Source organism: Amycolatopsis cynarae (assembly GCF_026802195.1).
Classification (GTDB): Bacteria; Actinomycetota; Actinomycetes; order Mycobacteriales; family Pseudonocardiaceae; genus Amycolatopsis_E; species Amycolatopsis_E rhizosphaerae.
Map to the genome: position 1 here is coordinate 2,494,486 of NZ_CP113836.1, position 22,876 is coordinate 2,517,361.

Below are 22,876 nucleotides of genomic sequence, written 5' to 3' on the forward strand. Positions count from 1 at the left end.
CGAAGCCCCAGCGGGCGAGTCCCACCTTCCCGCGGCTCGTCAACGCGACCGTGAGGGGTCCCGTCACGGCGCGGGCAGCAGCGCACAGGTGCGAGCCCCCGCGTTAAGGTCGCCCTGACGGTCGGGGCGGTGCTGGGGGAGATGAACGTGCGGTCGACGAGGTGGATCCGGTTGGTGCTGGCCGTTTCGCTGCTTGCCGCAGGGTGCGCGACCGGAAGGGACGCGGTCGTGCAGGGCGGCGACTTCGCCTTCGTGTCGCCCGGTGGGCAGACGCGGATCGTCTACGACCGGCGCGACCGGAAAAGGGTCCGCGAAATCTCCGGGGAGAGCGTGACCGCGCCCGGCGAGCGGATCTCGCTGCGGTCGTACGAAGGCCGGGTCGTGGTGCTCAACCTGTGGGCTTCCTGGTGTGCGCCCTGCCGTACCGAAAGCCACGAATTCGGCAAGCTCACCGACGAGGGCGCGGCGAAGGGGTTTCCCGTTGTCGGGGTGGACGTGCGGGATGACCGTTCCGCGGCGAGCGACTTCATGACCGGTTTCGGCGTGCGCTACCCGTCGATCTACGACCCGTCATCGAGAATCGGGCTGGCGCTGCCCGGGATTCCGCTGGCCGCCGTGCCGATCACGCTGGTGATCGACCGGCGGCAGCGGGTCGCGGCGGTGTTCCTCGGTGCGGTTCTCGCTTCCGACGTCCTGCCCGCGATCAACGCCGTTCTCGCCGAGTCCTGACGCGCCGGGCCGTGACGCACGCGGTAGTAGTACCTCGTGCTGGTCGGGCGGGTGGCGCGCTCTACGGGGTGGTCGCGCCCGAGACACACCACTTGCCGTCCTGCTGCTGCAACTTCAGCCTGGTGTCACGGGAATAGGGCCGGTCTGTCAGGGTGGGCAGGTGACTGCCGGGGGTGCTTTCGGCGTGCAGGCTGCCCTCCACATGGACGATGGCCGTTGCGGTGGTGCCGGTCGTGACCGCCTGCCCCCGCACCTGGGCCATGGTCACCCTGTTCGTGATCGTCATGGCCGCGCGGACCGCGGCCGGCAAGGCGCCCAGGAGTTCTTCGCGCCCCGAACCGGCATCGAGGATGCCCTTGTCTCCCTGCTGTGCCGGGCAGACGAGCCGCAGGGCGGCGGCGGTGTCGGCACTTTTGATCGCGTCCGCGAACGACTCGGCCACCGACGTCGGATCGCTTCGGGATGCGGTGAAGAAACCGGGCCACACGAAACCGCCGACACCGAGCACGAGAACGAGGATCGCCGCCACGATGCCGGTGAGCAGGGCGAGGACCTTGCCCGTGTCGTGCTTCGGCGGTTGCGTGCTTCCGGTGGGACCGGGTTGCGGGGGGAGGGTCACCTGGGGTTCTCCGCCGTGTCTCGAATGCCCGAGTGTTCTGCCCGAGCCTGCCTGCGCCCGGCAGGGGCAGGTTATCGTGCCCCGCCCCGCCGGGCACCGGGGTAATGCGAAAACCGCCTGATCCCTCGACCGGCCGGGTCAGAAAATTACGCCCGCGTCCTGGGCGAGCAGTTCGTCCGTCGCGCGCTCGGCCACGGCCGCGATGGTCATCGAGGGGTTGCACGCGGCGGTGTTGCCCGGCATCAGCGCCCCGTCCAGCACGTAGAGACCGCGGTGGCCCTTCACGCGCCCGGCGAGGTCACAGACGATGCCCATCGAGGCGCCGCCCAGGGGATGCCAGGTGGACGGGTACACCGCGGTGGTGTCCAGGAGCGTGGAGAAGGGCCCGGCGATGGTCGAGACCCGTTCCTGGATTCGCCGGTACAGCCTGGTGTCGCCGTCGGCGGGCCAGTGCAGCACCGCATCGTCCTTTGCGGAGTCGTACACGAACCGGCCCCGTCCCTGGCTCACCCCGTAGCCGACCAGCATGGTGGACCGGACGTCGGGCAGCGGCGGGATGGAGGCCTGGATGACGGTGTTGGCCAGCGCGGGATCGTCCCACTCCTTGCTGCAGTAGACCACCGGACCGCCCTGGGGCATCCCGAAGTCCTCGGCGAAGTCCGTCCAGAAGTAGATGCGGTCCCCGTTCGAACCCCAGTTGGTCCCCAGGCCGTCGGGCAGGTCCGGGATCAGTTCCTTCGCCGCCGCGCGCATCAGCAGCCTGGTGGTCCCGGCCGTGCCCGCCGCCATGACGAGCGCCCGGGTCGTGATGATCTTCTGTTCCAGCACGGTCCCGTCGGTAGCGATGCGGTCGGCGAAGACCCGCCAGCGGCCGTCCTTGCCCAGTGCCACGTCGGTGACGTTGTGCAGGGTCGCGACGGTGGCCAGGCCGGTGGCCTCCGCGGCGGCGAGGTAGGTGACGTCCACCGAGTGCTTGCCGCCGTTGTTGACACCGAAAGCGCAGTCACCGTTGGTGTAGGAGGCTTTCATCTCGCCGTTCAACTCCCGGAGCGCGTAACTCCAGTCGATCGGCATCGGGACCTTCTCCAGAGCGTAGCCTGCCCGCTGGACGTTGCGGGCGAACACGCGTGACGGGAGATAGGTCTTGCTGCCGACCAGTTCGTCGGGAGCGGTCTCGAGTCGCAGCATCCGGGCCACGCGAGGGTAGTAGACGCGATCCATCCGCGCGTAGTCGAGTTGTTCGGGCAGGTTGGCGTTGAACACCTCTTCGCTGGGCTGGAGCGTCATGCCCTGGTACAGCAGGGATCCGCCGCCCACTCCCGCCGCGCACAGGATGTCCATGCCGTTGCCGCCGACGCGTTCCAGCAGTCCGGTGTAGGGCTCGAACCCCAGCGGCACGATGCCGAACAGCGAGGGGGCGGAGCCGAGCCAGAAGAGGCGCTTGTCGGGCGAGGTGGGATGCGGGAACGTCTCGGCGTTCGGCCCGGTGGGCCAGCGGAGGCCGCGTTCGAGAACCAGGGACGACACACCGGCCTGGGCGAACCGGAGCGCGGTCACGCCTCCGCCGAAGCCCGAGCCGATGATCACCACCCGGTGCTCCTCGCGGGTCAGCGGGACCGGGTTGCGGGGCGCGGCGAGGACTCTCGGTGCGCCGAGGGTGGACAGTGCCGCGGTGGCCGCGGCGCCGGCGAGCAGGGAACGGCGAGTCAGGGCGGGCATGGCGCTCCTCGCGGTCGGTGAGGGGAGACCCGAGGAAAACTAGACAGGTGAAAGGACACGTGTCAAGATCGAATTGGACAGTCCGGCCTCGGAGTGTCAAGTCAGAGGGTGAGTGCCGGGAGCAGCGACCGGCGCAGGAAGGCACGGAGATCGTCGTCGGTGCGGACGGCGTCGCTGTCGAACAGGAGGATGGACAACCCGAACCGCAGGGTGATCTCGACGACGTCGTCGAAGCGCGCGGCCAGGCGGGGTTCACGCGCCGCGATCGGCGCCAGGAATCGCTCGGCCACGGGTGTCGCACGCGCGAAGAGCTGGTCGTCGAACAGCGGGCTGCCGCGGTCCGGGAACGCCAGCGCGCCGAGCACCGGGTGCTGCCGGAACTCCGACCGCACCGCGACGACGAACTCCACCACGTGCTCGGCGGCGTCGGATGCGGTGGCGAGCCGGGCGTTCACCCGGTCGAACACCTGCCCGGAGATGCGGATGATCGCCTCGGAGATCAGGTCCTCGCGGCTGCCGAAATGCGCGTAGACGGTCTGCCGGGAGACCTCGGCCTCGCGGGCCACCGCCAGCATGTTCACGGCCTCGAATCCCGACCGTTCCATCAGTGCCGTGGCCGCGTCCAGGATCCGTTCTCTTGCCCGCACGGGGGAGAGTATCCCCGACCGCCCCAGGCCGGACGGTCGCGGCGTCACACCTGATCCACGGGGGAAGCGTCGCTGGCGGTCTGTGCCGCCAGTGACGCCAGCACACGCAGTTTCTCGGCGCTCTCGCTTCCTTCGTCGGGGTAGTACAGCACGAGGATGAGGTCGCCGACCGGAAGCTTGTCCCGGTTGAGGCGCAGTTCCCCGACGACGGGGTGGTCGACGGTGGCCGTGCCGCCCTCGAGCCGGCGGACGTCGTGGCGCGCCCACAGGGCGCGGAAGCGTCCGCTGGCCAGGGACAGTTCCCCGACGAGTTCGACGATGCGCGCATCGTCGGTCCGGTCGCCGATGGAGTTGCGGAACGAGGCGACGAACTGCGCCGTGGCCGCGTCCCAGTCGCGGTGGAACTTCCGTTCCTCGGGGTCGAGCAGCAGGGAACGCAACCGGTTTTCACCCGGCCGCAGCCGGGGTGAGAGCGCGACGGCGAGCGCGTTCGACGCCAGGACGTCGTACGCCCGGCCCTCGATGAACGCCGGCATCTCGACGGCGGCGAGCAGATGGTGCAGCCGGGCGGGTACGTGCTCGGGCCGGCGACGGGGGCGTGCGCGTTGCCGGGGCTTCGCGAGGTCGAACAGGTACTGGTGTTCGACCTCGTCCAGCCGGAGGACCCGCGCGAGCGCCTCCAGCACCTGTGCGGAGGGGTTCCTGTCGCGCCCGCGCTCGAGCCTCAGGTAGTAGTCGCCGCTGATTCCGGCCAGCATCGCGACCTCTTCCCGCCGCAGTCCCGGGACACGGCGGTGGGGCCCCGCCGGGATGCCGGCCTGTTCCGGCGTGACCAGTTCACGGCGGGCGCGGAGATAGGCACCGAGCCGGTTCGTGTCGTTGTCGCGGTCCATCACCCCCACGCTAGCCCCGCCCCCGTTCCGGAAAGGGGGTCCTGCCACTACCCGGATCGGCAGGGACCTTCCGGCACCCGGTGATCCCGGGGAAGGTTCCGCTGAACGAACGCTACTCACAGGGAGACCATCGTGGAGATCACCGATCGCACAGTCCTGATCGTCGGGGGTACCTCGGGAATCGGGCTGGGACTGGCCCGCCGGTTCGCCGCCGCGGGCAGCACGGTCGTCGTCGGCGGCCGCGACATCGCGAAGGCCGGCGACCTTCCCGCCGTCGAGATCGACGTCACCGACCCCGACTCGGTCCTCCGGGCGCGCGACAGCGTGCTCGCCAGTCACCCCGGTCTCGACGTCGTGGTGACGATGTCGGGGGTCATGCTCACCGAAGACCTCCGGGACCCGGCGCACATCACCGCCGCCGAGACGACCATCGCCACGAACCTCCTCGGCACCATCAGGGTGATCGACGCCTTCACGCCCCACCTCATCGCTCGTGGCGCCGGGACGGTCATCACGGTCAGCTCGGGCATCGCCTTCCTCCCGTTCCCGCTCATGCCCACCTACGGCGCGTCGAAGGCCGCTGTCCACGCCTACAGCGAGTCGCTGCGCGCACAACTGGACGGCACCGGCGTCGAGGTCGCCGAACTCGTACCACCGGCCGTCGCCACGGTGCCGGAGGCCAAGCGGATGAACCCGAACGCCCTGGACTTCGACGCGTTCCTCGACGAAGTCATGGCGCTACTGGCGGAGAACCCCACACCCGGCGAGATCCTCGTCCAGGGCGTCCTCCAGCACCGGTGGGCCGAGCGCGAGGGGACCTATGGCGACCTCGTGGCACGCCGCTCGCAGGCGCTCGCGAACCTGCCGGGGCGCTGATCCCCGCAGGCCGGAGCGCTGAAGTCCGGAAACTGTCGGTGGCCGCGGGCATGATGGTCAGGTCCGGTGAGACGGCACGAGGAAGCGAGACGAGACGATGGCTGGAGACACGGTTGTCACCGTGATCGGGAACCTGACCGCCGATCCGGAGCTGCGGTTCACGCCGTCCGGCGCGGCCGTCGCGAACTTCACCGTGGCGTCCACGCCGCGGACCTTCGACCGCGCGAGCGGGGAGTGGAAGGACGGCGAGGCGCTGTTCCTGCGCTGCAACGCCTGGCGGCAACTGGCGGAGAACATCGCCGAGTCGCTGACCAGGGGCACCCGGGTGCTGGTGCAGGGCCGGTTGAAACAGCGGTCCTACGAGACCAAGGAGGGCGAGAAGCGCACCGTGGTGGAGCTTGAGGTCGACGAGGTCGGGCCCTCCCTGCGGTACGCGACCGCCAAGGTGAACAAGGTGGCCCGCAGCGGTGGCGGGGCGAACGTTGCGGGGGAGGATCCCTGGGGTTCCGCACCGGCGGCGGCCGGCGTGAGTGCGGGCGACGAGCCGCCGTTCTGACGGTGGCGTCGATGCCGTGCGCCGTCAGGCCGGCTGCGACCCGGCCGTGCTCGCCAGATGGTCCAGCACCATGGCCCACCAGTTGTCCGGCCGCTCAAAGGAGAACGGGTCGATTCTCTTCAGATGGCTCGACAGGTCCTGGAGGGACTCTCGTGCCGCGGCCGGATCGCCGGCCGAGAGAATCTCATGGCGACGTATCTGGTACAAGAATTCGACAAATTCGGTCAGGTTGTTGTTCACGACCTCGCCTCGCGGCCGCGTTCCCTGAAGCTGGACCAGCGTGACGAAGCCTTCGTACGCGCTCACCGAGAAGCGCATCCCGGGATCTCCGGGAGGTCCTCCGATGATCACCTCCCGGTGCTTCTTGTCATCTCGCGTCACAACGTCGATGATTCTCAGGAACTCGGGCCCGCCTTCGACCTGGGTGGTGAAGAACGGTGAACCTGACCGGGGGAGCCCCACCTTTTCCAGGACTGCCGCGTCTTCCCCGCGCAAGCTGAAACGCTCGATGTCCGACGGCGGCACGGTGATGATGTTTTCGCCGCCGTAGAGTTCTGCCATCTCGTGGTGTGTGACCATTTATCGCCTTCCCTGTACTCGAGCGTCCGAAAATAACGCACTCGTTAGCAAGTACGGGAATCTACTCCATGGCCCGGTGGTGCCAGGCACGGCCTGGTGGGCCGCCGATGACACGCTGCGCCAGACCCCGCGGGAGCCGCACGTCCGCGGTGGTCATCGGCGGTGATCTCCGGCCGGATTTGACGTCACGGGGACCTGGTGTCACACTCGAACAGGAGTTCGAAGTTCGTGCCTGTCTTCCCCGCAGGCCTCTCGGGTGAGGTGCAGTGTGGGATGGCGGAATCCGGCTCAGCCGTGGACCGAACTGGAGCGGGCGCTCGACGGTCGCGGGCCGGTGCCCGGTGACGGCAACGATTCACCGGCGTGGTCGCGCAAACGCGAGGGCTACCGGGGTGCGCCCGTCGATCTGCTGTCGCGCGCGATCAGCGACAGCCCGGAGGTGCGGGTGCCCTACGCGGAGCTGCACTGCCACTCCAGTTTCAGTTTCCTGGACGGGGCTTCCGATCCGGAGGAACTGGTCGAGCAGGCGGCCCGGCTGGGCCTGGACGCGATCGCGCTGACCGACCACGACGGCATGTACGGGGCGGTCCGCTTCACCGAGGCCGCCCGTGAGCTCGGGGTGCGCACCGTCTACGGCGCGGAGCTGTCGCTGGACCTGCCCGCGGCGCAGCCCGGCGAACCGGATCCGGCGGGGGAGCATCTGCTGTGCCTGGCGCGCGGTGTGGAGGGCTACCGACGGTTGTGCCGGGTGATCTCCCACGCGCAGCTGGCGGGACAGGAGAAGGGCCGTCCGGTCTACGACCACGACGAGGTCGTGGAGGAGCTGCGGGGGCAGGTCGTCGTGCTCACCGGATGCCGCAAGGGCGCGGTGCGGCGCGCGCTGACCGACCACGCCCTGGTCACCGGCCGGATCGGGGACGCGGCGGCCGCGCTGGGGCGGTTGACGGACCGGTTCGGCGCGGAGCACGTCGTGGTCGAGCTCACCGACCACGGCGACCCGTGGGACGACGACCGCAACGACGCGCTCGCCGCGCTGGCCGCCCGGGCCGGGCTGCCCACGGTGGTGACCAACGGCGTGCACTACGCCCGCCCCGCCGACACCCCGCTGGCCGATGCGCTGGCCGCGGTGCGGGCCCGCCGCGGCGTCGGCGAGCTCGAAGGCTGGCTGCCCGCACACGGCATGGCCTTCCTGCGTTCGGGAGAGGAGCTGGCGCGGGTGTTCGCCCGCCGCCATCCCGGGGCGGTGCAGCGCGCCGCCGTGCTGGGGGTGGAGTGCGCCTTCGACCTCGAACTCGTCGCGCCGCGGCTTCCGCCGTACCCGACGCCGCCCGGTATCGGCGAGGCCGGTTACCTCCGGCGCCTGACCTGGGACGGGGCGGCCCGCCGCTACGGGACCCGCGACCAGTCGCCCCAGGCGTACCGGCAGCTGGAGCACGAGCTCGACGTCATCGAAAAGCTGGGCTTTCCCGGCTATTTCCTCATCGTCTGGGACATCGTGGAGTTCTGCCGCCGCAACGACATCCTCTGCCAGGGCCGGGGATCGGCCGCCAACTCGGCGGTCTGCTACGCGCTGGGCATCACCAACGCCGACCCGGTCCGGTGGGGCCTGCTGTTCGAACGCTTCCTGTCGCCGGAGCGCGACGGGCCGCCGGACATCGACGTGGACATCGAGTCCGACCGGCGGGAGGAGGCCATCCAGTACGTCTACGAGCGGTACGGGCGCCACCACGCCGCGCAGGTCGCCAACGTGATCACCTACCGGGCCCGCTCGGCGCTGCGGGACGCGGCGAAGGCCCTCGGCTACTCCCCGGGGCAGCAGGACAGCTGGTCGAAGCAGGTCGACCGCTGGGCCGGGATCACCGCCACCGCGGGGCAGCGCGATCACGACATCCCCGCACCGGTGCTCGAACTCGCCGCGCGGTTCGAAGACCTGCCGCGCCACCTCGGCATCCACTCCGGCGGGATGGTGATCTGCGACCGGCCCGTGTCGGAGGTGGTACCCGTGGAGTGGGCGCGGATGCCCGGCCGCACCGTCCTGCAGTGGGACAAGGACGACTGCGCCGCGGTCGGCCTCGTCAAGTTCGACCTGCTCGGCCTCGGCATGCTGTCGGCCCTGCACTACATGCTCGACCTCGTCCGCGAACACGAAGGGATCGACGTCGACCTGGCGCGGCTCGACCTGGCCGATCCGGCCGTGTACGCGATGCTCCGCGCCGCCGACGCGGTCGGCGTGTTCCAGGTGGAGTCGCGCGCCCAGCTGGCCACCCTGCCCCGGCTCAAACCGCGCGAGTTCTACGACCTGGTCGTCGAGGTCGCCCTGATCCGGCCCGGCCCGATCCAGGGTGGTTCGGTCCACCCGTACATCCGGCGCCGCAACGGCGAGCCCTGGTCGCACCCGCACCCGAAACTCGCCCGCGCACTGGACCGCACCCTCGGGGTGCCGCTGTTCCAGGAACAGGTCATGCAGATGGCCGTCGACGTCGCCGATTTCAGCCCGGCCGAAGCCGATCAGCTGCGCCGGGCGATGGGCGCCAAGCGGTCCGGCGCGAAGATGGCGCGGCTGGCGGACCGGTTCTTCCGGGGCGCGGCCGCCAACGGCATCACCGGCGAGGCGGCCGAGCGGATCTTCGACCAGATCGCGGCGTTCTCCGGCTACGGTTTCCCCGAGTCGCACTCGCACAGCTTCGCGCTGATCGTCTACGCCAGCGCTTGGATGAAGCGCTATCACCCCTCGGCGTTCCTGGCGGGGCTGCTGCGCGCGCAGCCCATGGGGTTCTACTCGCCGCAGTCGCTGGTGGCCGACGGGCGGCGGCACGGCGTGCTCACCCTCGGCCCCGACATCCAGGCATCCCGGGCCCACCCCACCCTCGAACCGCATCCGGACAGCGCGGGCGGCCTCGCCGTTCGGCTCGGGCTTTCCACGGTACGAAACCTCGGAACCGAGGCCGCGGAACGGATCGTGGCCGAGCGCGAGGCCCACGGTCCCTACCGGGACCTGGCCGACCTCGGGCAGCGCGTCCGGCTCGACACCCCGGCGCTGGAAGCCCTGGCCACCGGGGGCGCCTTCGCCGCCTTCGGGCAGGACCGGCGCGAAGCACTGTGGGCCGCCGGTGCCGCCGCCCGCCAGCGCCCCGACCACCTCCCGGGCAGCGCGCCCGGCCTCCAGGCGCCGCCCCTGCCCGGCATGACCGTCGTGGAACTCGCCGCCGCCGATGCCTGGGCCACCGGCATCACCCCGGGCACGCACCCCGTCGAACACCTCCGCACCCACCTGAACCGGGTCGGTGCGCTGTCCACCGCCGAGGTCGCCGTCGTACCGGACGGCACCCGGGTGAAGGTCGGCGGAGCGGTCACCCACCGGCAACGGCCCGCGACCGCCGGCGGCATCACCTTCCTCAACCTCGAAGACGAAACCGGCATGCTCAATGTCGTCTGCGACACCGGTTTCTGGACCAGGTTCGGCCGCATCGCCCGGGCAAGCCCGGCCCTGCTGCTGCGCGGCATCGTGCAGGCCAGTCCCGAAGGCGTGGTGAGCCTGCGCGCCGACCGGGCCGAACCCCTGCGGCTGCCCGCCGCCCACACCTCCCGGGACTTCCGGTAGCGGCCCGGCTCCGGCAAAGCCCGGTCGCCGTTGGGTGCCCTGAAGGTCGCCTTCAGGGGCATAAACGCCCTCAAGGTCGCCTTGAGGGCATGCGTCGAACGAGTGCTCAGCGGAACAGGCTGATCACCTTGCCGAAGGGCTCCAGGCTCGGCCCTATCACGGTGAGGTAGGTGATCCCGTAGGTTTCCCGGTACTCGTGCAGGGTTTCCGCGATCTGCTGCGCCGAGCCGTGCAGCACGCCGGGCAGGGCGAGCAGTTCCTCGTCGGACAGGGCCGGGTAGAACCGTCGCGTCATGCTCAGATCCAGCTCCTCGCCGTCCAAGTGCACCACGCTGATCAGCAGGCTCAGTTCCAGTTGGCCGAAACGATCGCCCGCGGCCTCGCGAACCACCTCGAGGCGGTCGGTCAGCGGTGCCACCGCACCCGACGGGGTGGTCCGGGCGCCGGCGATGGCGACGATGTCCGCGTGCCGGGCGGCCATGCCCAGGACGCGGTCGCCCTGGCCCGCGATCATCACCGGCACGCGCCGGCCTTCCTCGCCGAGCAGCCGGTTCACCTCGACGGTGGTGTGCTCGAGGTGGTCGATCCGCTGACGGGCGCTGGGAAACGGGAGTTCGGCGGCCGCGAACTCCTCTGCCACGTAACCGGCGCCCAGACCGAGTTCGAACCGGCCGCCGCTCAACTCGTCCACCGCGGCCACGTCCCTGGCCAGCAGCGCGGGCTTGTAGAAACCCGCGTTCAGCACCAGCGTGCCCAGCCGCGGCCGGGTGGTCACCTCGGCGGCGGACATCAGCGCCGGGAACGGCGCGGGCATGCCCAGGTGGTCGGGGACCAGCAGCACGTCGTAGCCGAGGTCCTCGACCCGCCGCGCGGTGTCCTGCCACTCCGATCGCGAACCGGTGGCCAGAATGTTGACGCCGAACCGGAAGTCCCTGCCCGCCATGAAGATCCTCTCGTCGTGGTCCGCCGAACACCGTACTGGGGCGGCGGCCCGGCCGGAATCGATTAACGATCTTCGGCACGGTGATCGACGGGACGTGCGGCGGGCGGCCGGACGAACGGGGACACTGGACCCATGAGGCGTCTCGTCGTCGCCACGCTGGCCGCGGCCGCACTCGCCGGATGCGCCGCGGACGGTGGCGGTTTCGCCCTCGAACCGCCCGCCACGACCCGGTCCGGCCCGGCCGCCGTGCCACATCCCGTGCGCGACACCGACTGGCCCACCTACCACCACGACAACGCGCGGACCGGCGTCGCGCCGGGGCTCGCCGCGCCGGGACCGCTGTCGCAGGCATGGTCGGCACGGCTCGACGGCGCGGTCTACGGTCAGCCCCTGGTGCTCGGGGAAACGGTCATCGCCGCCACCGAGAACGACACCGTGTACGCGCTGGCCGCGGCGGACGGCCACGTCCTGTGGTCGCGGCATCTCGGCTCCCCGCAACCACTCGCGGGCCTGCCGTGCGGCGACATCGACCCGCTGGGCATCACGGGCACGCCCGCCTACGATCCCGCGACCGGCCTGGTGTTCGTCGTCGCCGAGCTCACCGGCGGGGCCCACCTGCTGGCCGGACTGGACCTCGCCACCGGGGACGTCGCGCTGAGCAGGCCGGTGGAACCGCCGCGCGGCACCCCGTCGGCGCACCAGCAGCGGGCGGCGCTCACCGTGCTGGGCGGCTCCGTCTACCTCGCCTACGGCGGCCTCTACGGAGACTGCGGCGACTACGTCGGTTCCGTCGTCGCGGCCCCGACCACCGGCCTCGGACCGCTGCGCAGCTACGCCGTACCCACCGCCAGGGAAGGGGGAATCTGGGCCCCGGGCGGCGCTTCCGTGGCCGCGGGGAAACTGTACTTCGCGGTCGGGAACGGGGAATCCACCTCCACCTCCGCCTACGACCACAGTGATTCGATACTCGCCCTCTCGCCCGAACTGGCGCTGCTCGACGCGTTCAGCCCCGCCGAATGGGCCGACGACAACGCCCACGACCGTGACCTGGGGTCGATGGGACCCGTCGTGGTGGGTGGCCACGTCTACGCCGACGGTAAGCGCGGCATCGGCTACGTGCTGGACGCGACACACCTCGGCGGGGTCGGGGGCCAGTTGTCGGCGCAGCCGGTGTGCGCCGCCTACGGCGGCGGTTCCGTGGACGACGGCCGGATGTACCTCCCGTGCCGCGACGGCACCCGCGCGGTGGATCTCGATCCCGCCGGGCGGCTCACGGTGCGGTGGCGGGCTCCGGTCCCGGCCGACGGTTCACCGACGGTGGGCGGCGGCGCGGTGTGGACCGTCGACACCCGTGCCGGTGTGCTGTATGCGTTGGACGCGGCGACGGGCGCCGTGCGGGGCCGGCTCCCGGTGGGCGCGGTGCCACATTTCGCGTCGCCCAGCCTGTCCGGTGTTCGCGCCTATCTCGGCACGATGTCGGGCGTGGTGGCCGTCGCGGGGGCCTGAGCCCCGGCCGGTACCGGCACCCGAAGCGAGGCGGCGAGCCGCCACAGCCCGGCGTGGGAGTCCGTGCCCGGTTCGGCGTGGTAGGCCACGATCCGCAGGCCGGTGGAGGAGGCCGGTTCCAGCACTTCGTAGTCGAGGGAAAGCCGCCCGGCGACGGGATGGTCGAATTCCTTCTGCCCGCTGGTCTTGCGCCGCACGTCCCGTTGCTCCCATTCGCGTGCGAATGCCGGGCTGACGGCCAGCAGTTCCGTGATCAGTGCGCGCAGTGCCGGATCGTCGGGGCGATGTCCGGCGGCGGCCCGCAGGTGCGCGGCCGAATCGGAGGCGATTTCGTCCCACCGCACGAACAGTTCCCGCGCGGCCGGATCGGTGAAAACGAAACGCGTGTTGTTCGGCGCGCGGTCGCCGGGGACGAGGTGCGGGAACAACGCGGCCGCCATCGGGTTCCAGGCCAGCACGTCGCTGACGCGGTTGATCACGTATGCGGCCGTGGGCTCGGCGAACATCGCGAGCAGCCGCTGCGCTTCGGCCGGTACCTTTTCCTGTCCTGCCCTGGGGTCGGTGTATTCGCCGAGCGCGAACAGGTAGGCCCGCTCGTCCTCGTCGAGCCGGAGCGCCCGGGCGAGCGCGTCCAGCACGCTGATCGACGGGTGCGGCGACCGTCCCTGCTCCAGGCGGGTGTAGTAACCGGCGCTCACGCCCGCGATGCGGGCGACCTCCTCCCGCCGCAACCCGGTCGTACGCCGGGGTCCGTCCGCGTGAAGGCCTGCCTCGGCCGGGGCCAGCGATCCTCTCTTGTCCCTCAGGAAAGCGCCCAGCTCACGAGCGCGCGCGGCAAGCCTCACCATGATCACATTGTGCCCGATGGATCCGGGTGACCCTGACAGGTACACCCAGGATGGTTCAGTTCCCGCCTTCCCTGCGGCACGCTGTGCGGCGCAACCGGACAAGGAGGAGTGGAAAATGGCTCTGGCGGACGATCGGGCGGCGATCGTGGAGACGTGCAACCGGATGGGGTGGCACGCCGACCGGCGCGAATGGGACGAACTGGCCGGAATCTTCGCCGGTGAAGTGCTGCTCGACTACACGAGCCTCAACGGTGGCGAGCCCGCGAAGCTCTCGCCCGCGCAGATCACCGACGCCTGGTCGAAGGTGCTGGGCGGTTTCGACGCCACCCAGCACCTCATCGCGACCCACCTGGTCACCGTCGAGGGTGACACCGCGGTGTGCACGGCGAACTTCCAGGCCACGCACCGCCTCGCGAACCCGTTCGGCGGTCCACTGTGGACGCTGGGCGGGACCTACCGCTTCGATCTCGTGCGCTCGGGCGAGGCCTGGAAGATCACCGCGGTGGTGATGACCGCGACCTGGGCGGACGGCAACCGGGACCTGATGGCACTGGCGGCGAAGTAGGCACCCGCACCGGATAAGGAGTGATAGCCCGATGTCCTCGATCCGCATCCGTCCCACCGCCGACGCGATGGCCGAGCAGACCGACCCCGCCCGCTACTACACCGGCGAACTGCTGACCGCCGATCCCGCCCGCCGGATCGAGGTCCGCTTCGACAGCCGCGGCGCGAAACTGGCTGGTCATCTGTACCGTCCCCCCGGCGCCACCGGACCCACGCCCGCCGTCGTGCTCTGCGGACCGATCGGCAGCGTCAAGGAGCAGACGCTGCCGCACTACGCGGAGCGGCTGGCGGACGCCGGTTACACCGCCCTCACCTTCGACCCCCGCAACTTCGGGGAAAGCGAAGGCCTGCCGCGATTCCGGTACGACCCGAACGCGGCGATCGAGGATTATGCGAACGCCGTCGGCTACCTGTTCACCCGGGACGACATCGACCACGACCGGATCGGCCTCGTCGGTGTCTGCATGGGCGGCGGCTACGCGGTTTCGCTCGGCGCGCGGGACAAACGGCTCAAGGCCGTGGTGAGCATCGCCGGTGGTTACGACATCGGCGGCACTTTCCAGCGGTTCCTCGGGGTGGACGGCTTCGCGGACTACTACCGCTCGATCGCGGAGCTGGTGCAGCGGCAGTACGAAAGCGGCGAGATCGCCTACATCCCCACCATCGCCAAGGCCCTGTCCGAGGACGTCCCGGTCGCCGTGATGCCGAACGAGGAGGCCTACAGCTACTACGACCGGACCCACCGGACGGACGCGCCGAACTGGTCGGACACGATGACGGCGGATTCGCTCCTGCCGTACTTCACCTACAACGCGATCGCCCACGCGCCGCTCGTGGCACCCACGCCGCTGATGATCGTCCACGGCACCACCGACACCGCCCTGCTGCCCGAATACGCGCAGCAGGCCTACGATGCGGCCCAGGGGCGCAAGGAACTGGTGTGGATCGAAACGCACAACCACATCGAGCTCTACGACCAGGCCCCGTACGTCACGGAAGCCGCCGCGCACGCGATCCGCTGGCTGGACGAGCACCTCGGAAAAGGCCGCTGAAGATTGTTCTTCGAGCCCGGAGTACCGCGCTGAGCACGACCGGGCTCCGTCGCGGCAGGTGATACTGGTCCGGTGGAACCGGCCTCGTATCCCCTGGGCGAGGGCCCGCCGGCCGCCGGGACGGACGCGGCGCGTCGCGCCATGGCGCGGGTCGCGGCGATGTCCACCGGCGGGCCGGTGGACCCGTCGTGGCGGGTGACGCTGCACTTTCACCCCGACCGGGACGTGTCCGGGATGCCGATCCTGGAGCGCATGGCCCGGGACGGGGTGTACCGGTCGCAGTTCGAGACCGGTACCGGCAACGGAGGGCTGACCGCATACCGCGGCGGTGAGCGCTGGCGGTGGGAGAGCCGCCTCTTCGGCGGCGCCTATGACGACGCGCGGCCGGTGGACCGGCCCAAGTACGGATCACTGAACTTCCGTCGGCGGCTGGTCGGCGGCTCCCCGCGTTTCGGCTCCGCGTACCTGCGTCTTGCCGCGCGCACCATGGACCGGACGACCTTCTGTTACCCGGACAGCGTGTTCGATCCCGGCCATTTCGGCGTGGCGTCCCAAGCCTCCCCGTTGATCGCGTTGGCCGAGGGGGATGACAAGGACCCGCTCGACGACTACGTCGAAGCCCACGTGCACGGCGTGGTCGACCTCCATCGCGACGTCGAAGCTCTCGTCCTCGATCCGTGCTATCGCGGAACCGCGGTGGAGGCCGCGGCAGCCCGTTTGCCCTGCGCGGTCGAATGGCACGGCGGTTTCGCGCTGACCACGGCCGAACTCCGCCGCCATCCCACGTATCGCGGAGCCGAGTTCGTGGCCTTGGGTGTTTCTCTTGCCCGGCAGGGGCGTCTCGATCCACGGATCATCGGCGAGGCAGTACGCACCGCCGCATACGACGAGCAGGACCTCAAACGGGTGTGGCACTACGTGGCCAGGTTCGGTACTCCCGAGATGCGGAGGTAGCCCAGACCCGCTGGTAGGTGTCGAAAAGCCAGCGGTTCAGCCGGTCCTCGTCGGGCGTCTTCGGAAGGTGCGAGGTGTCCACCAGCCGCAGCAACTGCGCCTCCAGTTCCCCGGCCGCGTCGAGGGCTTCCCGCTCGGAGTGCCTGCCCTGTCGGAGACCCCTGATCCAGGTGAGCCACGGCTCGGCCATCGGCAGGGTGATCCGCCCGGTTTCCAGCAGTTCCACACCCTGCACGCCGAGCCGCACCATGTGCCCGGCGAACTTCGTGTCGAACCCGTACCGTTCGACGAGGTGAGGCCTGCCGTGGCCACGCTGCATCCTGGCCCGCTGGCTGCGCAGGTAACCGATGAACCGGTGACCGGCTTCGCGTGACACCACCATTTCCGGGTTCGCGCGGAGTTCCTCACCGATTTCGGTTGCCGAAACCACCTCGGAGCCCGGGACGAACAGGGGAATGAGGACGGTCGGATTGCCCTTGGCCGCCAGTCGCATCCACTTCCGCAGCGAATACACCACCAGATCCAGATCGTCCGGGCCCGACGGCTCGTTGGCGTTCCCGGTCCGTTCGGCGGCACTGCGGTAGATGTACTGTTCGAACCGGCGAAGACCGACCACGTACTCCGGTGGTTCGACGCACATGCCCATCTCGTCGCGGTCGTCGCTGCCGGCGATCGCCGTGCCGTGCACGCCGGAGCCGACCTGGGTGCGCAAAACGGTGTGGCGCTCGGCGATCGCGGCGAACTCGGGGCAGGTGTGTTTCATCGGAACGGAAAACCTCCTTGTAGGGCTCTTTGATAGCGCAGGACCGGGGTTTCCGTCGATCCGATTTCGTTTCGCTCCGGCCGTGCACCCGGTTCGCCCCGGTGCCTACAGTGGGCGTCGCGGGGAACACCCCTGCCGGGATCACGAACGGAGCAGGCGATGAACGACGACGCGGCCGAACGGTCACTACCGGCGGTGTTCGAGGGCGAAGTGGTGCCCGGGGTACCGGCCGACTACACCGACGGCGGGGTGCCGACCTTCGACTACGTGCGCGACCGGATCGAGAAGCGGGTCGCCACGGCCGCCGGGGCCACCGAGCTGGCCGGGGACACGACCTCGATCGATGAGCGGATCGCCGAGCGGGACCGCGCCGCCCAGGAGAGGCTCGAGCAGATCCGCCGGTCGTTGCGCGGGGAACGGAACGAACGGCCGTAAGCGCACCACACCCGGCCCGGAAAGGCCCGGGAAATACCTGAATCCGGCAAAATGAACAATTCGTTTTCCTGTCTTGCCGCCGGAACCGGTCTCCGGTTTGATCCATCCAACAGGGGTCGTTGGCCGTTTCAGCCGAGGTGATCATGGTGGCGAATGTGCGGGAATCGGACATTTCAAATATCGTCCACAAGGCGGAGGAGGCGAAGGCGCGGCTGCAGCAGCTTTCGGCGACCTTGACGAGCAAGGACGGCGCGGCGACCGTGACCGTGAACGCCAGCGGCGCGCTGCGGCGGCTTTCCTTCGGTCCTCGCGCGCAGGGCGTCCCGCTCGACCAGCTCGCGGCGACGGTGCTCGCCACGGCCCAGCGCGCCCAGGCGCAGGCGGCGCGCCAGATCACGGAGGTGATGGCGCCGCTGATCGGCGTCGACAGTGACGCGATGAAGTTCCTGGAGGAGCAGCTTCCGGCGCCGGAGGTGCCCGAGGAGCAGCCGCAGGCGGTGCAGCAGCACAGCCTCGTCCTCAACGAGGAACAGCAGAACACGCCCGCTCCGCCGCCGCCCGCGCCGCGCCCGAAGCCACCGGTCGATGACGACGGCGACGACGGCGAATTCGGCTCGCTGCTGCGGAAGGAGTGGTGATGGCGGGGGGATTCGAGGCGGATCCGGAAGCGCTTGCCGAGCACGAGTCCGAAGTGCGGGAGGCGGCCGACAAGGTCCACCAGGCCATCGACGCCACCGGTGCCGCGCAGGCCTTCGGCGATCTCAAGGCCTTCGGCATCGTCGGGCAGGTCGTCGCGGCGGCGCTCCAGGGCTGGATCTCCCAGGCCACGGACACCGTCAAGGGGCTGGGCGACGCCGGCCATGAGCTCGCCGACAAGGTCAAGGCCGCGCACGAGGCCCTTTCGGCCCACGAAGAGAACTCGAAGGCGGCGCTCACCGCGATCGGAAAGGACATTCCGGCATGACTTCGGCGGAAACGAGCACCGAGCGGCCGGCGGGATCGGCCGAGGGGGCCGAGGAGAACCCGCTCGTCGCGAAGAGCGAGTCCCCGTCCGGGGTAACGACGGGCTGGGGGAACCCGCAGGCGAGCGAGCTGGACCGGCTCAACGCCCAGACGGCCGGTTCGGGCCTGTTCAACGACGTCTCCTCGACCATCACCGACTTCGCGCACGGCGACTGGGGCAACGCGGCGATGGACGTCGTCACCGACGGCCTCGACCTGCTCGGCGCCGCCATGGACCCGCTCGGCACGCTGGCCAGCGCCGGGGTCGGCTTCCTGATCGAGCACATCAGCTTCCTCAAGGAAGGCCTGGACCTGCTCGCGGGTAACCCGGAGGAAGTCACGGCCAAGGCGGTGACCTGGCAGAACGTCGCCAAGCAGCTCACCGAGACCGCCGATGCCTACGAGAAGTCGGCGAGCAAGGCCGGTGAGTCCTACAAGGGCGGTGACGGGGCGGCCGCCTACCAGGCCACGGCGAAGGGGTACGCGGACTCGTTGCGGGGAGCCGCGGGCCACGCGCAGAGCGCGTCGACCGCGATGCAGGTGGGTGCCGCGATCGTCGGCACCGAACGCGGCCTGATCCGCGACATGATCTCCGAGTTCGTCGGCGCGCTGATCGTCAAGGGGCTCGCCGCGCTGGCCACCTCGTGGTGCTCCTTCGGCGGGACGGTCGCCGCGTTCATCGCCGACACGGTGGTGGAGGGCGGGATCCTGGCCGAGAAGATCAGCACCCGCATCGCCAAGGTCGTCCAGAAGCTGGAGACCCTCGCCAAGGGGGCGGGCCGGTCCAAGGCCGCCATCGAGGCCGCGGCGAACGCGCTGAAGAAGATCGGCAGGACCGCCGACAAGATCGTCGACAGGAGCCTCAACGCCGCGACGAAGATCGAGTCGAAGGCGAACGAGCTCAAGCAGGCTGGCCGGGAAGCCAAGGAGGCCTCCGAAGCGCAGGAGACCGCGCGGGAGCTCAAGGAAGCCGGCGGCCTGGAGAAGAAGGACCCCGAGAAGAGCTTCCTCAACCCGGAAAAGTGGGGCGAGGGCGACGGCGTGCCGGGATGGAACCTCCAGGACTCGGTCGCCGCGGCGCTCGAAGGCAGGCGGCAGGAAAACGAGCAGGGCGACCGCTGGCACGAGGCCACCGAAGCCTACGAAAAGGAGCACCCCGAAGGGGAGCCGGGCGGGAAACCCGCGGAAGCCGGGACCGGAGAGGCCCCGAAGGAATGATGGGGGACCGGTTCGCCATCAACGAGGCCAACTTCGCCGGGCGGCTCCATCCCTCACAACGCCGCCGGGTGCTGGAGAACGTCCCGATCGGCCTGTTCCTCTTCGGCGCCGGCGTGTACGTCCTCACGCTTCAGTCGCGGGTGCTCGTGGATGCCTACCGGGAGCACATGAAGAGCGTGGAAAAGGTCTGGTTCTCCTTCCTGCCGGTACTGGTGCTCGTCTTCGGTGGTCTGTGGATCGCGGCCCGGCGGCTGCTCGAGGCATGGATGGGCCGCGTGGTCACCGTCACCGGGCCGGTCCAGCGCCGCATGTACAACAAGGTGACGCCGGCTTCCCAGAGGCTGGCCCTGATCAAGGGTGCCTCGTCGTACAGCGTCAAGATCGGCGACAAGTGGTACAACGCCGATCGCACGCTGTACAACCTCGCCGTTCCCGGCCGGATCAATACCGGCTTCGTCACCCCCTGGACGAAGCGGCTGATGAACGTGGTGCCCCGGAACTCCTGACCGCGACACCACACCGCATCGCCGGGAACCCGGGTCTCAGATCGTGCGGAGGTGGGAGTCGAGGAGGGCGAACGTCGCCTCGGGCTGTTCGATGTGCGGCAGATGGCCTGCTTCGGGGATCACCTCGAGGCGGCCGTGTGCGAAGGCTTCGGCGTACGCCTTGCCGTAGGCCGGGGTGACGATGCGGTCGCTTTCTCCCCACAGCAGCAGCGCGGGCCGGCGGACGTGGCGTAGCCGTCGGAGCAGCTTGGGGTCGTGCATGGCGGGGTCCCCGGCGAGGACGTGGAGGGTGGCCATGTTGGCTTGGCGCACGGCGAGTTGATCGGCCGGGATGTCCGCGGGGTCGACGAAGTGCCGGCGGGAGTCGTGCCAGGCGTACTCGGCGACGCCGCGGGCGTCGAGGGTGAAGAAGTCCCGGATCGGTTCGCCCTCGACGTGCACGCCGACGGCGTCGATCAGGACGAGGTCGCCGATGATCCCCGCGGTGTCCCGGACGGCCATTTCGGCGGCGGTCCAGCCGCCCAGCGAGGAGCCGACGACGAGGACGTCGCGGAGTCCGGCGCCGTGCAGGTAGTGCAGATAGGCGAGGGCGAGATCGTCGATGCCGGTGAACCAGGCGGGGCGGGCCGTGCCGTCCCAGCCCGGGTGCACGGGCGTGATGGTGTGGTGGGTCCGGGAAAGGTGTCCGGCGAGGCCGGTGACGGTGGCGCGGCCCCCGCCGCCGTGCAGCACCAGGGCCGGTCTGCCGGTTCCGGTCTCGGACAGGGTGAGGGACAGGTCTTCGTACAGGGCGACGGTGCGGTCTGTGCTCATGGGTCCACTGTAGCTAAACTTATTTATATAAGCTAGTTTGGTCGTGGGGTTACACTGGAGCCATGCTTAGTGAGCTGCAACAGCTCGGCAGGGCGGTCAAACAGGCCCAGTACCGCCAGCACCGGGCACTGGAAAGCGGGTTGTCGGCCATCGGGATCACGCTGGCCCAGTGGGATGCGCTCCGGGCGATAAGCCGTACACCGGGGGCTTCGGCCCGTACACTCGCCGCGGCGACCTTCCAGAGCGAGCAGGCCTTCGGCGCGCTGGCAGGCAGGCTCCTCGCCCAGGGCTGGGTCGAACGCCGGGCGGGACACGGCAGGCGCATCGAGCACCACCTCACGCCCTCGGGCAAGCAGGTTCTGCGGTCCGGGCACAAGGTCGCCGACGAGGTGCTGGCCGCCTGTTTCGCCCCTCTGTCCGAAAAGGACCGTGCCGCTCTGCTCGTGCTACTCCACCGTCTTTCCGGCGACGGGGACGGTTAGGACGACGTCCGGTCCGGGCGAGGCCGGACGGCCGAACCACCAGAATGCCGCCAGGAAGGCGGCCGCCACGAGGTAACCCTCCACCAGGACGGCGGCACCGCCGCCGAGGGGCGGCAGCGCCATGGCGAGCACGGCGCTGACGCCGGCCAGGACACGGCGCGCCCGGTCCGATCGCACGCTCGCGGCCAGCGGCAGGATCGCCCACAGCAGATACCACGGTTGCACGACGGGCCCGGCGATCAGCATCACCGAGAAGACGAGGCCGAGGCCGGTCACGGGGTCGAAGCGGCCGCGGTGGATCGACCACAGCAGGCGCGCTCCGGCGATGGCACCCAGGACCGCCCCGATCCGCACCATCACCGAGATCGCCGCCGAAGTGAGGTGCAGACCGGCGAGCGCGCCGAGCCCGCCCACGAGGAAGCCGAGCTGGTTCGTCGGCGCCAGCCAGCTGTGCACCCCGGCGGATCCGCCGAGCGCGCCGAGCCAGCCCAGCCCGAGTCCGGTCAGCCAGGAGATCGCCAGGGACAGTCCGGTGAACCCGCCGAGCACGCCGAGGAGCACGGCGGCACCACGACCCGCGGTGCGGCCCACGTGGCGTGCCAGCACGACCCCGAGGCAGCAGACCGCCGCCGCGGCCATGATCTTGATGTTCGCCGCGAGCGTCAGCAGGACGAGTCCGGCGGCGATCCGGGGCGGACTGGACAGGCCCGCGAGGGCGATCTCCAGCCCGGCCAGCATCAGGCCGGTCATCAGCCCGTCGTTGTGCGCACCGGCGACGACATGCCACAGGACCAGCGGGTTCAGCAGACCCAGCCACAGCACGCCGCCGGGCGACACTCCCGTTCGTCGCGCCAGTCGCGGCAGCGCCCAGGCCGTCAGCGCGACACCGGCGAGTTCGACGAGACGGTTCAGCAGCAGGGTCGGGATCAGGTCGTGGCCGGCGAGCTGGGCGATCGCGCGGGAGATCGCGATCCAGAATGGACCATAGGGTGCGGTGGTGTCCTGCCAGTACGGGCTGACCTGCTGCACCACCGGCGAACCCGCCCCCAGCGCCGCCAGCGGACCGAGCCGGTACGGGTCCTGGCCCCCGGCGGCGATCACCCCCTGTGCGAGGTAGCTGTGCACGTCACCGCTGAACAACGGGGGAGCGAACAGCAGTGGCAGGCACCAGGCCGCCGCCATGCGGTACCACCCGCGTACCGGGATTTCCGCGGTCCGCCGCCCCAGACCGAGCCAGGCCAGCACGACCACGCCCATGCCGGTCAGCCCGAGCGGGACCAGCACCGCCGGCGGCACCGGAAGACCCGCCGTGGCGAGCACCAGCACGACGACACCCGCGAAACCGACGACCGGCAGGGCCTCGGTGCGCACCGGAAACCGTACGGACATCCCCATTCCCCCAGCCTTCGCGCCGGAGGCGGTGCGGTGAACCGGGGAATCCCCGGATCTTTCCCGGAAAGCCCCGGCCGAGATCACAAGACGGCCGGAATCCCCGGCGGCTGCCCTGGACTCGGTGCCCCCCATGGCAGCCGCCGGGGAGAACGGCCACGATGGTGGGAGAGACTACCGAT

24 protein-coding genes are annotated in these 22,876 nt (G+C 70.2%); 14 read left to right on the forward strand and 10 right to left on the reverse strand.

The window, feature by feature from the left end; genetic code table 11:
- Positions 1-141 precede the first annotated feature (141 nt).
- On the forward strand, positions 142-729 hold the full coding sequence (locus tag ORV05_RS11795) for a TlpA family protein disulfide reductase (protein ID WP_268759762.1): 588 nt from the start codon (positions 142-144) through the stop codon (positions 727-729).
- A gap of 61 nt (positions 730-790) precedes the next feature.
- Here the strand turns inward: ORV05_RS11795 and ORV05_RS11800 are convergent, their stop codons facing one another.
- From ORV05_RS11800 to ORV05_RS11815, 4 genes are all read right to left on the reverse strand, one after another.
- The gene (locus ORV05_RS11800) at positions 791-1,348 is read right to left on the reverse strand and encodes a hypothetical protein (protein WP_268758509.1); all 558 of its coding nucleotides are present in this window, start codon (positions 1,346-1,348) and stop codon (positions 791-793) included.
- A 138-nt stretch (positions 1,349-1,486) separates the two neighbouring features.
- Complete coding sequence (locus tag ORV05_RS11805) at positions 1,487-3,067, reverse strand: GMC oxidoreductase (RefSeq protein WP_268758510.1); 1,581 nt, start codon at positions 3,065-3,067, stop codon at positions 1,487-1,489.
- A 101-nt stretch (positions 3,068-3,168) separates the two neighbouring features.
- Complete coding sequence (locus ORV05_RS11810) at positions 3,169-3,714, reverse strand: TetR/AcrR family transcriptional regulator (protein WP_268758511.1); 546 nt, start codon at positions 3,712-3,714, stop codon at positions 3,169-3,171.
- Positions 3,715-3,758: 44 nt separating this feature from the next.
- Positions 3,759-4,607: a helix-turn-helix transcriptional regulator gene (locus tag ORV05_RS11815; protein ID WP_268758512.1), complete on the reverse strand. Its 849-nt coding sequence runs from the start codon at positions 4,605-4,607 to the stop codon at positions 3,759-3,761.
- Positions 4,608-4,739: 132 nt separating this feature from the next.
- On the opposite strand from ORV05_RS11815, the gene ORV05_RS11820 reads away from it, so the two are divergent.
- Complete coding sequence (locus tag ORV05_RS11820) at positions 4,740-5,483, forward strand: SDR family oxidoreductase (RefSeq protein ID WP_268758513.1); 744 nt, start codon at positions 4,740-4,742, stop codon at positions 5,481-5,483.
- 97 nt (positions 5,484-5,580) lie between these two features.
- On the forward strand, positions 5,581-6,039 hold the full coding sequence (locus tag ORV05_RS11825; protein ID WP_268758514.1) for a single-stranded DNA-binding protein: 459 nt from the start codon (positions 5,581-5,583) through the stop codon (positions 6,037-6,039).
- Between the two features lie 24 nt (positions 6,040-6,063).
- Here the strand turns inward: ORV05_RS11825 and ORV05_RS11830 are convergent, their stop codons facing one another.
- Positions 6,064-6,600 (reverse strand): SUKH-4 family immunity protein, encoded by a 537-nt coding sequence (locus tag ORV05_RS11830; RefSeq protein ID WP_268758515.1) that lies wholly within the window; start codon positions 6,598-6,600, stop codon positions 6,064-6,066.
- Between the two features lie 286 nt (positions 6,601-6,886).
- Between ORV05_RS11830 and ORV05_RS11835 the strand changes: the two genes are divergently transcribed.
- The gene (locus tag ORV05_RS11835; RefSeq protein ID WP_268758516.1) at positions 6,887-10,219 is read left to right on the forward strand and encodes an error-prone DNA polymerase; all 3,333 of its coding nucleotides are present in this window, start codon (positions 6,887-6,889) and stop codon (positions 10,217-10,219) included.
- 106 nt (positions 10,220-10,325) lie between these two features.
- Here the strand turns inward: ORV05_RS11835 and ORV05_RS11840 are convergent, their stop codons facing one another.
- A complete protein-coding gene (locus tag ORV05_RS11840; protein WP_268758517.1) occupies positions 10,326-11,162 on the reverse strand; it encodes a TIGR03621 family F420-dependent LLM class oxidoreductase in 837 nt (278 codons plus the stop codon).
- A gap of 132 nt (positions 11,163-11,294) precedes the next feature.
- Here ORV05_RS11840 and ORV05_RS11845 point away from each other — a divergent pair, with 132 nt between their 5' ends.
- On the forward strand, positions 11,295-12,668 hold the full coding sequence (locus tag ORV05_RS11845; protein WP_268758518.1) for an outer membrane protein assembly factor BamB family protein: 1,374 nt from the start codon (positions 11,295-11,297) through the stop codon (positions 12,666-12,668).
- Here the strand turns inward: ORV05_RS11845 and ORV05_RS11850 are convergent.
- The gene (locus tag ORV05_RS11850) at positions 12,623-13,516 is read right to left on the reverse strand and encodes a helix-turn-helix transcriptional regulator (protein ID WP_268758519.1); all 894 of its coding nucleotides are present in this window, start codon (positions 13,514-13,516) and stop codon (positions 12,623-12,625) included. The genes ORV05_RS11845 and ORV05_RS11850 overlap by 46 nt on opposite strands.
- Positions 13,517-13,631: 115 nt before the next feature.
- Between ORV05_RS11850 and ORV05_RS11855 the strand changes: the two genes are divergently transcribed.
- From ORV05_RS11855 to ORV05_RS11865, 3 genes are all read left to right on the forward strand, one after another.
- Positions 13,632-14,081 (forward strand): nuclear transport factor 2 family protein, encoded by a 450-nt coding sequence (locus ORV05_RS11855; RefSeq protein ID WP_268758520.1) that lies wholly within the window; start codon positions 13,632-13,634, stop codon positions 14,079-14,081.
- 31 nt (positions 14,082-14,112) lie between these two features.
- Complete coding sequence (locus ORV05_RS11860; RefSeq protein ID WP_268758521.1) at positions 14,113-15,132, forward strand: alpha/beta hydrolase; 1,020 nt, start codon at positions 14,113-14,115, stop codon at positions 15,130-15,132.
- A 141-nt stretch (positions 15,133-15,273) separates the two neighbouring features.
- Complete coding sequence (locus ORV05_RS11865; RefSeq protein WP_268759763.1) at positions 15,274-16,086, forward strand: DUF3626 domain-containing protein; 813 nt, start codon at positions 15,274-15,276, stop codon at positions 16,084-16,086.
- Here ORV05_RS11865 and ORV05_RS11870 read toward each other — a convergent pair.
- On the reverse strand, positions 16,031-16,849 hold the full coding sequence (locus ORV05_RS11870) for a nucleotidyltransferase domain-containing protein (RefSeq protein WP_268758522.1): 819 nt from the start codon (positions 16,847-16,849) through the stop codon (positions 16,031-16,033). The genes ORV05_RS11865 and ORV05_RS11870 overlap by 56 nt on opposite strands.
- A gap of 159 nt (positions 16,850-17,008) precedes the next feature.
- On the opposite strand from ORV05_RS11870, the gene ORV05_RS11875 reads away from it, so the two are divergent.
- The 5 genes from ORV05_RS11875 (at position 17,009) to ORV05_RS11895 (ending at position 20,010) form a co-directional block, all read left to right on the forward strand.
- Entirely contained in the window at positions 17,009-17,284 is a 276-nt protein-coding gene (locus ORV05_RS11875) for a PspA/IM30 family protein (protein WP_268758523.1), read from the forward strand.
- A 143-nt stretch (positions 17,285-17,427) separates the two neighbouring features.
- Positions 17,428-17,922: a YbaB/EbfC family nucleoid-associated protein gene (locus ORV05_RS11880; protein WP_268758524.1), complete on the forward strand. Its 495-nt coding sequence runs from the start codon at positions 17,428-17,430 to the stop codon at positions 17,920-17,922.
- Positions 17,922-18,248, forward strand: coding sequence for a type VII secretion target (locus ORV05_RS11885; protein WP_268758525.1), 327 nt, complete (start codon positions 17,922-17,924; stop codon positions 18,246-18,248). Before ORV05_RS11880 ends, ORV05_RS11885 begins: the two co-directional genes overlap by 1 nt.
- On the forward strand, positions 18,245-19,504 hold the full coding sequence (locus ORV05_RS11890) for a hypothetical protein (RefSeq protein WP_268758526.1): 1,260 nt from the start codon (positions 18,245-18,247) through the stop codon (positions 19,502-19,504). The genes ORV05_RS11885 and ORV05_RS11890 overlap by 4 nt, the downstream gene beginning before the upstream one ends.
- Positions 19,504-20,010 (forward strand): hypothetical protein, encoded by a 507-nt coding sequence (locus tag ORV05_RS11895; protein ID WP_268758527.1) that lies wholly within the window; start codon positions 19,504-19,506, stop codon positions 20,008-20,010. The genes ORV05_RS11890 and ORV05_RS11895 overlap by 1 nt, the downstream gene beginning before the upstream one ends.
- 36 nt (positions 20,011-20,046) lie before the next feature.
- Here ORV05_RS11895 and ORV05_RS11900 read toward each other — a convergent pair whose 3' ends face one another.
- Positions 20,047-20,823, reverse strand: a complete 777-nt coding sequence (locus ORV05_RS11900) for an alpha/beta fold hydrolase (RefSeq protein ID WP_268758528.1) — start codon at positions 20,821-20,823, stop codon at positions 20,047-20,049.
- Between the two features lie 62 nt (positions 20,824-20,885).
- On the opposite strand from ORV05_RS11900, the gene ORV05_RS11905 reads away from it, so the two are divergent.
- Positions 20,886-21,305 carry a MarR family winged helix-turn-helix transcriptional regulator gene (locus ORV05_RS11905; protein ID WP_268758529.1) on the forward strand — a complete coding sequence of 140 codons (420 nt, stop codon included), beginning with the start codon at positions 20,886-20,888 and terminating at the stop codon, positions 21,303-21,305.
- Here ORV05_RS11905 and mptB read toward each other — a convergent pair.
- Positions 21,270-22,694: a polyprenol phosphomannose-dependent alpha 1,6 mannosyltransferase MptB gene (gene mptB / locus ORV05_RS11910; protein WP_268758530.1), complete on the reverse strand. Its 1,425-nt coding sequence runs from the start codon at positions 22,692-22,694 to the stop codon at positions 21,270-21,272. The two genes, ORV05_RS11905 and mptB, sit on opposite strands and share 36 nt — an antisense overlap.
- Between the last annotated feature and the right edge of the window lie 182 nt (positions 22,695-22,876).

Excerpts from the sequence above, each read along its gene's own strand:
- ORV05_RS11845 (WP_268758518.1), top strand. The coding sequence starts at position 11,295 with ATGAGGCGTCTCGTCGTCGCCACGCTGGCCGCGGCCGCACTCGCCGGA.
- ORV05_RS11815 (WP_268758512.1), bottom strand. The coding sequence starts at position 4,607 with ATGGACCGCGACAACGACACGAACCGGCTCGGTGCCTATCTCCGCGCC.
- ORV05_RS11870 (WP_268758522.1), bottom strand. The coding sequence starts at position 16,849 with ATGAAACACACCTGCCCCGAGTTCGCCGCGATCGCCGAGCGCCACACC.
- ORV05_RS11885 (WP_268758525.1), top strand. The coding sequence starts at position 17,922 with ATGGCGGGGGGATTCGAGGCGGATCCGGAAGCGCTTGCCGAGCACGAG.
- ORV05_RS11795 (WP_268759762.1), top strand. The coding sequence starts at position 142 with ATGAACGTGCGGTCGACGAGGTGGATCCGGTTGGTGCTGGCCGTTTCG.
- ORV05_RS11895 (WP_268758527.1), top strand. The coding sequence starts at position 19,504 with ATGGGGGACCGGTTCGCCATCAACGAGGCCAACTTCGCCGGGCGGCTC.
- ORV05_RS11860 (WP_268758521.1), top strand. The coding sequence starts at position 14,113 with ATGTCCTCGATCCGCATCCGTCCCACCGCCGACGCGATGGCCGAGCAG.
- ORV05_RS11880 (WP_268758524.1), top strand. The coding sequence starts at position 17,428 with ATGGTGGCGAATGTGCGGGAATCGGACATTTCAAATATCGTCCACAAG.
- ORV05_RS11825 (WP_268758514.1), top strand. The coding sequence starts at position 5,581 with ATGGCTGGAGACACGGTTGTCACCGTGATCGGGAACCTGACCGCCGAT.
- ORV05_RS11905 (WP_268758529.1), top strand. The coding sequence starts at position 20,886 with ATGCTTAGTGAGCTGCAACAGCTCGGCAGGGCGGTCAAACAGGCCCAG.
- ORV05_RS11850 (WP_268758519.1), bottom strand. The coding sequence starts at position 13,516 with ATGGTGAGGCTTGCCGCGCGCGCTCGTGAGCTGGGCGCTTTCCTGAGG.
- mptB (WP_268758530.1), bottom strand. The coding sequence starts at position 22,694 with ATGTCCGTACGGTTTCCGGTGCGCACCGAGGCCCTGCCGGTCGTCGGT.
- ORV05_RS11875 (WP_268758523.1), top strand. The coding sequence starts at position 17,009 with ATGAACGACGACGCGGCCGAACGGTCACTACCGGCGGTGTTCGAGGGC.
- ORV05_RS11865 (WP_268759763.1), top strand. The coding sequence starts at position 15,274 with ATGGCGCGGGTCGCGGCGATGTCCACCGGCGGGCCGGTGGACCCGTCG.
- ORV05_RS11855 (WP_268758520.1), top strand. The coding sequence starts at position 13,632 with ATGGCTCTGGCGGACGATCGGGCGGCGATCGTGGAGACGTGCAACCGG.
- ORV05_RS11840 (WP_268758517.1), bottom strand. The coding sequence starts at position 11,162 with ATGGCGGGCAGGGACTTCCGGTTCGGCGTCAACATTCTGGCCACCGGT.
- ORV05_RS11805 (WP_268758510.1), bottom strand. The coding sequence starts at position 3,067 with ATGCCCGCCCTGACTCGCCGTTCCCTGCTCGCCGGCGCCGCGGCCACC.
- ORV05_RS11900 (WP_268758528.1), bottom strand. The coding sequence starts at position 20,823 with ATGAGCACAGACCGCACCGTCGCCCTGTACGAAGACCTGTCCCTCACC.
- ORV05_RS11830 (WP_268758515.1), bottom strand. The coding sequence starts at position 6,600 with ATGGCAGAACTCTACGGCGGCGAAAACATCATCACCGTGCCGCCGTCG.
- ORV05_RS11890 (WP_268758526.1), top strand. The coding sequence starts at position 18,245 with ATGACTTCGGCGGAAACGAGCACCGAGCGGCCGGCGGGATCGGCCGAG.